The following is a 13,046-nucleotide window of genomic DNA, read 5'->3' as shown; positions in this document are numbered from 1 at the left end:
CGTCTCACAAAGGCATAGCCATGACCGACCGTCGTCCCTTCCTGCGTTCGATCTTCGATGCCGCAGTGGCGGCTGCACATCCCGATGTCGTGCTGGCGTCGCGGCTGCGGCCGGCGCCGAAAGGCCGCGTGATCTGCCTTGCCGCAGGCAAGGGCGCCGGCGCCATGGCCGCCGCGGCGGAACGGCACTATCTCGACACGCTCGGCCTCGAACCGTCGCGGCTGGTCGGCATCGCCACCACCCGCCACGGCCATGGCGTGCCGACCCGCCGCATCAAGGTGGTCGAGGCCGGCCACCCGGTGCCCGATGAAGCCGGCCTGCGCGCGGCCGACGATACGCTGCGGCTGGCGGCGGAAGCCACACCCGACGATCTGCTGCTGGTGCTCTTGACCGGCGGTGGCTCGGCGAACTGGATCGCGCCGGTCGCGGGGGTGAGCTTTGCCCAGAAGCAGCAGGTCAACCGCGCGCTGCTGCGCTCCGGCGCGCCGATCGGCGAGATGAACATCGTCCGCAAGCATCTGTCGCGGATCAAGGGCGGACGGCTGGCGCGCGCCGGCCAGCGCGCCGCCGAGATCGTCACGCTGGCGATTTCGGACGTGCCGCATGACGACCCCTCCGCGATCGCCTCGGGGCCGACAGTGCCGGATCCGACCACGCTGGCGGATGCCCGCGCGCTGGTCGCCAAATACAATCTCTCCGTCGATGACGCGGTGCGCCGCGCGCTCGACGATCCCAGCAACGAGAGCTGCAAGCCCGGCGATCCCGCCTTTGCGCGGGCGACGTTCGAATTGCTGGCGAAGCCGAAGGCCTCGATCGACGCCGCGGTGAAGGTCGCGCAGGACGCCGGCTACGAGACCATCGCGCTCGGCGCCGATCTCGAAGGCGAGGCCCGCGAGGTCGCGGCCGAACATGCGAGGCTTGCATTGAAGGCGCGCAGCGAGGGCAAGCGCGTTGCGATCGTCTCCGGCGGCGAGCTCACGGTGACCGTGCGCGGCAACGGCCGCGGCGGACCCAACCAGGAATATGCGCTGGCGCTCGCCGGCCTGCTCAAGGACACGCCCGGCATCGCGGCGCTCGCCGCCGACACCGACGGCGCCGACGGCGGCGCCGGCAGCGCGACCGACCCGGCCGGGGCCGTGATCGACCAGGTGACGTTTGCGAAGATGAAAGCGATCGGCCTCGATCCCAAGACCTATCTCGAGAACAACGACGCCACCGGCTTCTTCGCGCAGACCGGCGATTTGCTGCTGACCGGGCCGACGCTGACCAACGTCAACGATGTGCGCGTGATCCTGGTGGATTAGTTCACCGTCATTCCGGGGCAGCCCGAAGGGCTGAGCCCGGAATCCATTCAGCCACGACGCCTGCGGCGCAATGGATTCCGGGCTCTCGCTTCGCGAGCCCCGGAATGACGAGACCTCAAAACTCCTGCGCCAGCTTCGCCAGCATCTCCAGCAGCGCGGCGTGGTTGGCCGGGCCAAGCACCTCGATCAGCCGCGCCTCGTGCTTGTTGCCGACCAGCTTCTTGGCGCGCGCCAGCACCGCGCGGCCCTTGTCGGTCAGGACCAGGATGTGGGAGCGGCGGTCGTTGGTCGAGCGCATCCGCGCGCAAAGGTCGCGGCTCTCCAGCGCGTCGAGCATCGCGACGAAATTCGGCCTGAGGATGCCGAGCGTGTTGGCGATCTCGGTCTGGTTGCGGCCCGGATTCTTGTCGAGCAGCAGCAGCACCGAGAACTGCGCCGGCGTCAGCTGCAGCGGCGCGACGCAGCGCAGGAAGTCCTCGAACACCTTGAGCTGCGCGCGTTTGAGCGAATAGCCGAGCAACCCGGACAGTTCGCCCAGTTGCAGCATGCTGTCGTCCCCGGCAGGATCGACCGGTTCCCGGCGCAGGGCGCGCGACGAACGGACGGCATCGGAGGCGGTCTTTGAAACAGTCATCGCTCCAGGCTCGCAATCCCGGTACAAAACCCCGCGGGACGCTCGGGGACCTTGAGATTATATCTAATAATTGTTATCCGCTATATCTAATATCGGCGGCTATCAACAGCCGATATCGGCCGACCGGACCGGCACAGCCGGCTGCGGCGGCCCGACGCTTGAGGGGGAGCGCTCGGCCTTGAACACGACGATCATGCTGTTCCTGCTGCAGGACGGCATCACCAATGGCGCGATCTACGCACTGCTGGGGCTCGCCCTGGTGCTGGTGTTCGCGGTGACGCGGGTGATCCTGATCCCGCAGGGCGAATTCGTCACCTATGGCGCGCTGAGCTACGCCATGCTGGCGACCGGCCAGGTGCCCGGCACCGCGCGCCTTGCGGTCGCGATGGGCTTGGTCGCTTTTGCCCTCGACCTGTTCTTCGCCCGCAGGGCGCTGCATGCGCGGCTGGTGATCCGCTCGGTCGCGCTCAACATCGCCTTTCCCATGGCGCTGCTCGGCCTCGTCTATGCGCTGGTCGGTCCGCACACGCCGATCGCCGTCAACATCGCGCTGGCGCTGCTGATCGTGGCGGCGATCGGGCTGTTCCTCTACCGCATCGCGTTCCAGCCGATCGCGCACACCTCGGTGCTGGTGCTGCTGATCGCCTCGGTCGGCTGCCACCTGGCGCTGCAAGGCCTGGGCCTCGTGTTCTTCGGCGCCGAAGGCCTGCGCGGCCCGGCGCTGTCGAATGCCGCGGTGACCGCGGGTCCGCTGCGCTTCACCGGACAAAGCCTTGCGGTCTATGGCCTGACGGTCGGCTTCATCATCGCGCTGTGGCTGTTCTTCGGCTACACCAAGACCGGCAAGGCGCTGCGCGCCACCGCGGTCAATCGCCTCGGCGCCCGCCTGGTCGGCATCCGCACCACGCTGTCGGGCCAGATCGCATTCCTGCTCGCTTCCGTCATCGGCGCGATCTCCGGCATCCTGATCGTGCCGATCACCACGCTCTATTACGACACCGGCTTCCTGATCGGCCTGAAGGGCTTCATCGCCGCCATCATCGGCGGCCTGGTCAGCTATCCCCTCACGGCGGTCGCGGCCATCGTGGTCGGCATCGTCGAGGCCTTCTCGTCGTTCTACGCCAGCAACTTCAAGGAAGTCATCGTGTTCACGCTGATCCTTCCCGTCCTGGTGCTGCGCTCGCTCGCGGCGCCCCAGGTCGAAGAAGAGAAGGATTGAGCGCGATGGCGCAGCGGCTGCCTCTCATCATCTTCGCGCTCGTGCTGGCGGTGATCCCGCTGCTGCCGGGCATCCCGCCGTTCTGGATCGTGCTGCTCGACAATATCGGCCTCGCCTCGCTGGTCGCGATGGGGCTGGTGCTGCTCACCGGCGTCGGCGGTCTCACCTCGTTCGGACAGGCCGCGTTCTGCGGCTTCGGCGCCTACACCACGGCGGTGCTGACCACCGCCTACGGCGTCTCGCCGTGGCTGACGCTGCCCGCCTCGCTTGTGGTCAGCGGCATCGCCGCGGTGCTGCTCGGCCTCGTCACGGTGCGGCTGTCAGGCCATTATCTGCCGCTCGGCACCATCGCCTGGGGCATCGGCCTGTTCTATCTGTTCAGCAAACTCGAATTCCTCGGCCGCAACGACGGCATCTCCGGCATTCCACCGCTCTCGATCGGCGCGTTCAAGATGCTGAGCCCGGATACGATCTACTACGCGATCTGGATCGCGGTGCTGCTCGCCGCGCTGCTCACCATGAACCTGTTGGACTCCCGCACCGGGCGCGCCATCCGCGCGTTGCGGCGCGGCCATGTCGCGGCCGAAGCGTTCGGCGTGCAGACGCCGCGCGCCAAGCTGCTGGTGTTCATCTATGCCGCTGTTCTGGCCGGCCTGTCCGGCTGGCTCTATGCGCATTTCCAACGCGCCGCCAACCCGACGCCGTTCGGCGCACAGGCCGGCATCGAGTATCTGTTCATCGCCGTGGTCGGCGGCGCCGGTTACGTCTGGGGCGGCGTGCTCGGCGCCGCCATCGTCGTGATCCTGAAGGAGGTGCTGCAGAGTTACCTGCCCTACATCTTCGGCGGCCAGAGCCAGCTCGAGACCATCGTGTTCGGCATCATGCTCGTGCTCCTGTTGCAACTGGCGCCGCAGGGCGTTTGGCCCTGGCTCATGTCGAAGCTGCCGTTCAAGCCGGGACGCAAGACGCCGGATACTTCAGTTAAATTGGAGCATCGTGAGCGCGCGCCCGGAACGTCCCCGGTGCTGCTGCATATCGATAAAGCACGCAAGCAGTTCGGCGGCGTGCTCGCGGTGAACGACGTCTCGTTCGACGTCAACGCCCGCGAGATCGTCGCGCTGATCGGCCCCAACGGCGCCGGCAAGAGCACGACCTTCAACCTGATCACCGGCGTGCTGACCGCGACCAGTGGCAAGATCGCCGTGCTCGGCAACGAAGTCGCGAACGCGCCGCCACAGGAAGTGGTCAAGCTCGGCGTCGCACGCACCTTCCAGCACGTCAAGCTGGTGCCCGACATGACCGTGCTGGAGAACGTCGCGATCGGCGCGCATCTGCGCGGCAATTCCGGCGCGATCTCCAGCATGCTGCGGCTCGATCGCGCTGACGAGGCGAAACTGCTGGCGGAAGCCGCACGGCAGATCGCGCGCGTCGGGCTGTCCGACCAGATCGATCAGCTCGCGGGTTCGCTGTCGCTCGGCCAGCAGCGCATCGTCGAGATCGCGCGTGCGCTGTGCGTCGATCCGATGCTGCTGCTGCTCGACGAGCCGGCCGCCGGACTGCGCCACATGGAGAAGCAGCGGCTGGCCGCGCTGCTCCGGCAGTTGCGCGACGGCGGCATGTCGGTGCTGCTGGTCGAGCACGACATGGGTTTCGTGATGGATCTCGCCGACCGCATCGTGGTGCTCGATTTCGGCACCAAGATCGCCGAGGGCACGCCGGCCACGATCAAGCGCAATCCCGACGTGATCAAGGCCTATCTCGGAGCCGCCGCATGACCGCGCTGCTGTCGGTCACCGACGTCCACATTTCCTACGGCAAGGTCGAGGCGGTGCGCGGCGTCTCGCTCGAGGTCGCGGGCAACGAGATCGTCACCATCATCGGCGCCAACGGCGCCGGCAAGACCACGCTGCTCAACGCCATCATGGGCGTGCTGCCGCTGAGGGGCCGCACCACCTTCGCCGGCGTCGACATGGCGCCGCTGGATATCGAGGACCGCGTCGCAACCGGCCTGAGCCTCGTGCCGGAGCATCGCGAATTGTTCGGCACCATGAATGTCGAGGACAATCTGGAGCTCGGCGCGTTCCGGATCGCGAAGGGCGTCGCTGCCACCTCGCTGGAGCGGGTCTACACGCTGTTTCCGCGGCTCAAGGAACGCCGCAAGCAACTTGCCGGCACGCTATCCGGCGGCGAGCAGCAGATGCTCGCGATGGGCCGTGCGCTGATGGGCGCGCCGAAACTCCTGATGTTGGACGAGCCGAGCCTCGGCCTCGCCCCGATCATCGTCGCCGACATCTTCCGCATCGTCGGCGAGCTCCGCGCAGCCGGCGTCTCCGTGCTCTTGGTCGAGCAGAACGCCCAGGCCGCGCTGCAGATCGCCGACCGCGCCTATGTGATGGAGCTCGGCGAGTTCGTGCTGTCAGGCTCCGCAAAGGACATCGCCGCCAACAAGGGCGTCGCCGCGAGCTATCTCGGCTTCCAGCACGAAGGCTAAAGCGCGATTTAGAGCTATTTGCGGATGGCATGGAGCATGGAACGAGCCGTTCGATACCTACTTTTTGGACTGCCCGTCAATCCTATTAAAGTAGTTGGAGATGATCTCGCTCGCCACACAGTACGAAAGCCTACTAGCTAGTGGCTGAAATAGCTTGTGCTTGGATCCATCACCAAAGTCAGCAACGCCCTTTACAGCCATCATTGCAGGCTTAGCACCCACCGCTAATTCTATGGCCTTGAAGAAGCCGAATATTTCCATCTCGAGCCCGAGAGCATTCGGGAAGCGGTTGATTATCTCGTCCCCCTTCACGTCGTGCGCCACGACGCTACTACCAGAAAGCAATAGTCCGTACTTCACATCGGGATAGTCACCCACGTCCGCCTTAAATTTCTTTCTTAGATTCTTTGACCCTCGTTCGTTCCACACCTCGCTAACCGCAGATCTGAAGATTTCTCCTTCCGACTCCAACAGTGAGGAAATTAGGCGGTCCAGATGACCATCAACAGATACCGGCAGCGCTCGGTTAAAGAAGAACCCTTCCTCAGCCAACTCCCCGTACTTTCCCTCATCCCAGCATGCAGCCTGCCGAGCCACGATAACATCCCCCAACGCACTCCGATTTTGACACTTTTCCTGCCTAAAGCCGCAGCACATGCCCAACATAACCAGAAGCTTCGGTCTAAGTTGACCAATAAGCTGCTCGGCCACAGCCGCGGCGGGCGCCAACCCCATTCCCTCAATGCAATACACAGCAGCCCGCAAAACACGCTCTCCAAACCGAATTGCCCCCGTTTTGAGACGCCTATCTCGAAAGAGCTGAATGTCATCGTTGGGTCCGCTGGCCCATTGAATGCTATCCACAATCGGCTTGTACTCATTCTGAAAACGAGCCGTAACTAAGACCACGTCATAGTCATAACTCGCACTATGAGCTCGGCCATAAGCCGCCTTCCATTTTGCGATGAATTTGATCTTACTGACGATGCTTTTGAGCCAATCATCGCTGTCAGGCCTAAACTGCTCTATCGAAAATAGATTCTCCGCATAGTACCGAAGCTCAGCTTGATACTCCTGTTCGTACGCAGTGAGCCCAACGACACAAGCGGGCATGACCAGGCTACCAGACGCGAGCTGTTCAATGATCGCTCTCGAGTTTTCAGTTCGCGGAGAGCCACGGTCGGTTGCCGGGATGAGTATATCCAATATGACCAAGTCGTAGTAGTTAACCTCTAAGAGCTTCAGAGCCTCAACCAAATTCGACACTAGCTCTATCGTCAACTCAGGCTCGGAAACCCGATCGAGCAATCCAAGGCGAATCGCATCGCTTTTCTCGTGTGCATCCTCGATGACTAGGATGTTGAACCTACTAGCCATAGATCGCTCTCTTAGAATAGCTAATTAACTCATCGTGCCAGCCGTCCGTAGCTAGATCGACGTAGACAGTTGCTTGGTAGATTCCCGGAAAATAACGTCGAAGCTTCGTGTCCAAATCCTTGATACTTGCAATGACAGTCTGTCCCTCTGAGAATGACGCGTGTTGAGTAACGACGATAACCGGGAGCATCAAATTACGAGCTCGCATAAACTGGAGTATCTGCCGGCCAGCCAATGGCTTCTTCTTAATCTCGGTGCCGCTGTCAGGACTAACTTGAAAGCTCATATCCAGCAAAATGAGATTCCATTGCTGCACCTCAAGCAACGGATATGCAGCCTTAACCGACCTACAGACAGTGAACTCAATCTCTGGAATCAAGCTGAGGACATCCCTTATCCGGGCCTCCTTCAGAACATTGTCCTCAACGATCAGAACGTGCCTCATACCAAAAGAGCCTCGGCGCCGGGCAGCTTAATCTCGACAATGAATTGGCCATCCTCGGCGCTAATGATCGGAAAGTTAAAAACGGGAGGAACTTTAAGCAACCGTTCACAAGCATCGATCACCTTGAGAAAGCCATACCCTCCCTCCTTGTAGCTATTCACTCGTCTTTTGCCCTTCGACTTCCGCGGTCTAGTGGCGCGCGTGACAATTTTTTTGGCTCGAGCTTGATGCTTTCGCATTGCGCCCAGTTGCCCCTTCGCAAAGTTGTTTCCTATCCAGATAGTTAAATCTGATACATCCCGCGTCACTCTAATCAGAATCTCGGTATCATTTCTAAGCACGCTTCTCTTGCGCGCATTCGAAAGGCCATTGTGAATGATTTGATCGAACAGTTCGAATGCTCTTCCCGACACCTTGATATCTTTAATGCGAATCGGGCGATTGCTACGCCGATCGACGCACTCAAACTTAATCCTAGCCTTTGATCGGTCCGAGATAATGAAGGTGTTGGACTCTTCGTCGATAAGGTCTCCTATCTCAAATTCGATCAATCTACTTTCTTCGAAATCGACGAGAGAGATCCATCCAGAAACCTGATTGAAAGCGTTGTGCAGATTGATAGTTAGGCTGTCCAAAAACTCACTCGAGCCGATATCATTCAGCGGCCTGATGTCGACGTTAGCCACACCAACGAGCTTCTCGATAAGAGGCCTAATCTCTCCGACCAGGTGATTGCGTGAGGCCCCCAAGATGTCGGAAATTGCTCGCTTTTGAAGCTCGATCAGTTGGCCGACGAGATCGTCGAAGCGGAAGTTGTGCCCCTTCGCAATGTGTTTGATAATAAGAGTAGCAACAGCTTGAACCAATTCCTGATAGAAGCGTCCATCTCGATTTACCTTCAGCCATTCCTCTTGGTAGTCGCCGATGAGTGAAATTATCTCATCTTCGAGCTTGAAAAGCCGACTCCCCCCAAGAGCGAAAGTTGCCTCATACCACGCCCGGTTTGTTTGCCCGCTGAGCGGTTTCGACGAAGTCTGATTTGATATTGCATCCGTAAAAACCTTCAGAAAACGAGGTATCACGACGCCGTGCCTTAAATTATTGCTGAGCGCCCTCTCTAGGCTTGTTGCTGATTCGAATAGAGTAAGTTCACAGACACGTTGAGCGATGATCGTCGCCATGATATCGGCCGTTGAGCCTGTCGCAGGCGCTCCGACGACACGAATCGTTCTGAACAAGAAGCCGAAATCCGCATCAATCGTATCGGCAATTTCCATCTCTAGATATTTCCAATCAATTCGAATCCGACTGCTCCGAAACACTGCTTGAAATCGGTACATTTTTCGAAAGGCCGATTCCTCCGCGATTATCCGATCACAATAGTCGGCCGGCAGCGTCTCGCTTTCGCGGAAGAGGTAAGCCAAGCGCATTCGCGCATGACAAACCTCCAGATCAGCCATTGGTATGTTCAGCTTCGAACCGACTGGCTTGTCCCGAAATGCGTAAGCGTAAACTTCAATGACGCTCTTCTGAAGAACGAAAGCAGCTACAACGCCTCGCGCTTTCTCTCTCATATTGGAGATACTACGCGCGAACTGGGCAAGTCCTTGATTATGGGATTTGAGATAATTTACGTAGTTGATCAGCTGGTTAGTAACGAAGCCTTCTCCGTAGCTAAACTCGACGCTCTCGAACCGAGATATGATCTGTGGAGAAAGTAGAATCACCGACAACAAGATGTTCAGTAAGTACTGCTGTCCCCAGCCTACGGGCGCTAGCTCATGAAACATATCCCAGTTTATGAAGGCCAGCGAAGCAGGATCACGCTCATATTGATCCCGGACCAAAATTAGAAGCTTGTTGAATTCTTGTCTTTCCAAATACGAATAGAATTGAAGTGAGAATACGATAGATCCTTCTATTGGATCTGTAATATAGCGCTTGGCTCTCCTGAAGAAATCTCCGTCGCTTAACCCCCGCGCAATGTAGGCTTTCAAATGGTTGGGCAGCTTTGACTCGATCAACACCTCATCCGAGTGACGCTTAAAGTATTCACTTTCACCGCTGAAGTTGTTCACAGACCTCAATACGATCAGCCGACTCACAATGGTCTTGAGTCTCCACACCCCTGCAATAGGGACCAAAATTTCTAGCTGCTTGAGGCTCAGGGACCAAGTTGAATCAGATAGCGCCTGCAAAAGCACCAATAGGTCGGACCCGAACAGCGGCCACTTGAGTTGCTTCAGAGCGTAGAAAGCATCGCTTAGCTGAGCTAGCGATTGCAACTCGGTGCTTAAGCCAAAGGAGCTCATCGCGGCCGAGAGCGATGTACAGTCGTCAATGCTCGAAGTGATCGCTCTATCTAAATGATGATCGATCTTACGAAGCAGAAACCCTGACAGTCTGGAGTAGCCAGGTGATCGAACGATATTCGAGAGGAGAAGCGAATTTACGATGGAGTAGTCGATATCGTCGAGAGCTTCAAGTTGCCGACGATCAATAGGGTCCCCGCAAAACTGTTCGCCCAATGCGAGCACACGAAGTATTTCAAATTTTGACGTACCTTTCAGATGGTCGAACAATCTGTGTTGATCTAATTGTAGTCTCAGGCGGAGGCCAAGACTGATTATTTCAACGTCAGACAAGTCGATGCCAAGCGAAGCTGAGCGTCTCGGGCCGCTCCCCTGCCTGGCGTAGAAATTCGCCGCGATCGATTCGGGTGCCGGAGGGTCTCCGTTGAGAGGCGCGCCCGGACAGAACACCGCAAGTCTGTTCAAAAATCCCCGGACTACCCGAAATTCCGACCTAACAACAATCATGATCAAACCGGACTAGAACTCGTCAAAATTATGCGATCTAATTCGATCTATCTAAGGTAGTCAACATAGCAAGGCGTTTACCTCAACCCAACTTCCGGCGCGCTTTGGACGGCCTGTTAGCTACCGCCCGCGCTCACCCGCTCAGCTACAATCCTGCCTGCAGAAAAAGCCGGCCCCGGATCGGGACCGGCTTTTCGTTTCGCAGATCGCGGCCGGCTCACAGCGCCGGGACGTATTTGCCGTCCTTGACCGTCAGCAGGATGCGCGAGCGGTCGTCGAGGCCGTAGCGGTCCTTTTCGGTCCAGTTGTAGACGCCCTGGGACGCGACGATCTCCTTCTCGGAGATCAGCGCCTGGCGGATCGCCTCGCGGAATTCCACCGTGCCGGGCTTGGCGGTCTTCAGCGCCACCGGGATGATGCGGTTCAGCACCTGGAACGCATCGTAGGAGTGACCGGCGAACTGGCTGCGGCTGTTGGCGCCGTACTTGGCTTCGTAGGCCGTGTTCAGCGCAAGGCCCGGCTTCTTGGTCAGCGCGCTGTCGGGCTGGGTCTCCGGCGACATGATCGGGCCGGCCGACATGATGACGCCTTCCGCGGAGGCACCAGCGATACGGATGAAGTCCATCGTGGCGGCGCCGTGGGTCTGGTAGATCAGGCCCTTGTAGCCGCGCTCGCGCAGCGCGGTCTGCGGCAGCGCTGCGGCGGTACCGGAGGCGCCGACCAGGATGGCGTCGGGGTTGGCAGCGACGAGCTTCAGCACCTGGCCCGCGACCGACGTATCCGGACGCGCGAAGCGCTCCTCGTCGGTCATGGTCAGGCCCATCGGCACGGCCTGCGCCTTGAAGTCGTTGACCCAGAGGTCGCCGTAGGAATCCGAATAGCCGATATAGCCGACGGTCTTGATGTTGTGCGCCTTCATGTGCTCGTAGAGCACTTTGCCCATGATCGGAATCGACTGCGGCAGGTCGACCGACCATTTCGCGCGGGCGTCGTTGATCGGGAACGGCGCGAGGCCGAAATGCGGGATGCCGGCCTCGTTGGCGACCGTCGACACCGCGATCGTCGTCGGCGTGATGCAGGAGCCCATGATGATGTCGGCCTTGGACTCGGTGACGAAGCGCCGGGTATTTGTGGTGGCAGCCGTCGGATCGCCGGCGTCGTCGAGCACGATCAGCTTCAGCGGCACGCCGCCGATCTCCTTCGGCACGAAATCCAGCGCGTTGCGCTCGGGGATGCCGAGCGCCGCGGCGGGGCCGGTGGTCGAGATCGAGATGCCGATGGTGATTTCATTGGTCTGCGCCTGCGCGGTCATGCCCGGCAGCATAAAACCTGCTGCGAGCACTGCTGCGGCAAGAGTGGCTTTCCTCATTCATTCCTCCCTGCGGATATGTTTTTGGGTTTAAACCGGTTTTGCGGGCCAATTCAGCCCCTTCTTTAGAGCATGATCCGGAAAAGTGGAAACCGGTTTTCCGGGAGGATCATGCTCCGAAAGTCGAGTCATGAGAGACCGCGAGTCAGCCCTTCATGAAGCGGTCGATGATCTCCTGCGGAAACGGTGCCGATTTGAGCTTGGCCGGATCGTCCGGGTGGCGGCCGACCAGCACCCTGGTTTCGAATGCCTCGATCGCAAGCCGCTCGCCCTTGAACACGCGGTGCACCACCTCGAAGCTCGAGCGCTTGATGCTCTCGATCCGGCTCTCGATGGTGATCCAGTCGCCATGGGTCGACGGGATGTGGAATTTCGCCCGCGTATCGACCATGGGAATGCCGACCAGACCGTATTTGTGGACCAGGTCCTGTTTCGAGCAGCCGGCGGCCTCGAACATGATCGAGGTCGAATCGTCGAACATCGCGAAGTAGCGCGGGTAGTAAACGATGTTGGCGGGGTCGCAATCGCCCCACTGGATCTGCACGTCACGCCGGTTGACGAACATGGTTTTTCCTCGATCGAGCATGGCGATCCGGAAGAGCGTTCACGCTCTTCCGGATCATGCGTCAGCGCGGCGCCATCCGGAGCGCGGCATCGAGCCGCACCACTTCGCCGTTCAGATAGGGATTGTCGATCATGTGCAGCGCCAGCGAAGCGAACTCGTCGGCCTGGCCGAGCCGGCGCGGGAACGGGATCGCGGCAGCGAGCGAGTCCTGGGCTTCCTGCGGCAGGCCGGCCAGCAACGGCGTCATGAACAGGCCGGGCGCGATGGTCAGCACGCGGATGCCGAACTGAGCGAGCTCGCGCGCGATCGGCAGCGTCATCGCGACGATACCGCCCTTGGAGGCGGAATAGGCCGCCTGCCCGATCTGGCCGTCATAGGCCGCGACCGAGGCGGTCGAGATCACGACGCCGCGCTCGCCGGTCGCGAGCGGTTCGAGCTTCGACATCTCGGCGGTCGCGAGCCGCAGCATGTTGAAGGAGCCGATCAGATTGACCTTGATCACCTTGTCGAAGTCGGCAAGCGCCATCGGGCCTTCGCGGCCGATCACGCGCTTTGCAACGCCGATGCCGGCGCAATTCACCAGCACACGCGCGGGACCGTGCGCCTTGGCGGCGGCCGCGACCGCTGCTTCTGCTGCCGCGGCATCCGCGACGTCGCAGACAACGGAAATGCCGCCGATCTCCGCCGCGACGCTCTCGGCGAGCTTGGCGTTGAGATCGCAGACCGCAACCTTGGCGCCTTGCGCGGCCAGCCGCCGCGCCGTCGCAGCGCCCAATCCCGATGCGCCGCCGGTGACGATGGCGGCCTGGTCCTTCAACTGCAT

Annotated in this window: 11 protein-coding genes; 4 read left to right on the top strand and 7 right to left on the bottom strand. The window is 60.4% G+C overall.

The genetic code is table 11. From position 1 onward, the window contains the following. Nucleotides 1-20 precede the first annotated feature (20 nt). Complete coding sequence (locus tag JQ507_01860) at nt 21-1,304, top strand: glycerate kinase (GenBank protein ID QRI70314.1); 1,284 nt, start codon at nt 21-23, stop codon at nt 1,302-1,304. A 115-nt stretch (nt 1,305-1,419) separates the two neighbouring features. Here JQ507_01860 and JQ507_01855 read toward each other — a convergent pair whose 3' ends face one another. Then, nucleotides 1,420-1,938, bottom strand: a complete 519-nt coding sequence (locus tag JQ507_01855; protein ID QRI70313.1) for a MarR family transcriptional regulator — start codon at nt 1,936-1,938, stop codon at nt 1,420-1,422. 178 nt (nt 1,939-2,116) lie between these two features. Between JQ507_01855 and JQ507_01850 the strand changes: the two genes are divergently transcribed. Genes JQ507_01850 through JQ507_01840 form a run of 3 tightly spaced genes read left to right on the top strand, consistent with a single transcriptional unit; the run spans nt 2,117 to nt 5,648 of the window. Next, on the top strand, nt 2,117-3,157 hold the full coding sequence (locus JQ507_01850; GenBank protein ID QRI70312.1) for a branched-chain amino acid ABC transporter permease: 1,041 nt from the start codon (nt 2,117-2,119) through the stop codon (nt 3,155-3,157). 5 nt (nt 3,158-3,162) lie between these two features. Then, the gene (locus JQ507_01845) at nt 3,163-4,932 is read left to right on the top strand and encodes a branched-chain amino acid ABC transporter ATP-binding protein/permease (protein QRI70311.1); all 1,770 of its coding nucleotides are present in this window, start codon (nt 3,163-3,165) and stop codon (nt 4,930-4,932) included. Next, nucleotides 4,929-5,648 carry an ABC transporter ATP-binding protein gene (locus tag JQ507_01840; protein ID QRI70310.1) on the top strand — a complete coding sequence of 240 codons (720 nt, stop codon included), beginning with the start codon at nt 4,929-4,931 and terminating at the stop codon, nt 5,646-5,648. The genes JQ507_01845 and JQ507_01840 overlap by 4 nt, the downstream gene beginning before the upstream one ends. A gap of 57 nt (nt 5,649-5,705) precedes the next feature. On the opposite strand, the gene JQ507_01835 is transcribed toward JQ507_01840, so the two are convergent. The 6 genes from JQ507_01835 to JQ507_01810 all read right to left on the bottom strand — a co-directional run bounded on the left by JQ507_01835 (nt 5,706) and on the right by JQ507_01810 (nt 13,046). After that, complete coding sequence (locus JQ507_01835) at nt 5,706-7,025, bottom strand: hypothetical protein (GenBank protein ID QRI70309.1); 1,320 nt, start codon at nt 7,023-7,025, stop codon at nt 5,706-5,708. Next, complete coding sequence (locus JQ507_01830) at nt 7,018-7,470, bottom strand: response regulator (GenBank protein QRI70308.1); 453 nt, start codon at nt 7,468-7,470, stop codon at nt 7,018-7,020. The genes JQ507_01835 and JQ507_01830 overlap by 8 nt, the downstream gene beginning before the upstream one ends. Next, a complete protein-coding gene (locus JQ507_01825; GenBank protein ID QRI70307.1) occupies nt 7,467-10,052 on the bottom strand; it encodes a hypothetical protein in 2,586 nt (861 codons plus the stop codon). The genes JQ507_01830 and JQ507_01825 overlap by 4 nt, the downstream gene beginning before the upstream one ends. Nucleotides 10,053-10,506: 454 nt before the next feature. Then, complete coding sequence (locus JQ507_01820; GenBank protein QRI70306.1) at nt 10,507-11,658, bottom strand: ABC transporter substrate-binding protein; 1,152 nt, start codon at nt 11,656-11,658, stop codon at nt 10,507-10,509. 145 nt (nt 11,659-11,803) lie between these two features. Continuing rightward, entirely contained in the window at nt 11,804-12,223 is a 420-nt protein-coding gene (locus JQ507_01815; protein ID QRI70305.1) for an acyl-CoA thioesterase, read from the bottom strand. A gap of 61 nt (nt 12,224-12,284) precedes the next feature. Then, a complete protein-coding gene (locus tag JQ507_01810; protein QRI70304.1) occupies nt 12,285-13,046 on the bottom strand; it encodes an SDR family NAD(P)-dependent oxidoreductase in 762 nt (253 codons plus the stop codon).

It is taken from the genome of Bradyrhizobium sp. PSBB068 (assembly GCA_016839165.1).
GTDB lineage: Bacteria > Pseudomonadota > Alphaproteobacteria > Rhizobiales > Xanthobacteraceae > Bradyrhizobium.
Note: the sequence above shows the minus strand (reverse complement) of the source record. Positions and strands in the feature narration are given on the sequence as shown.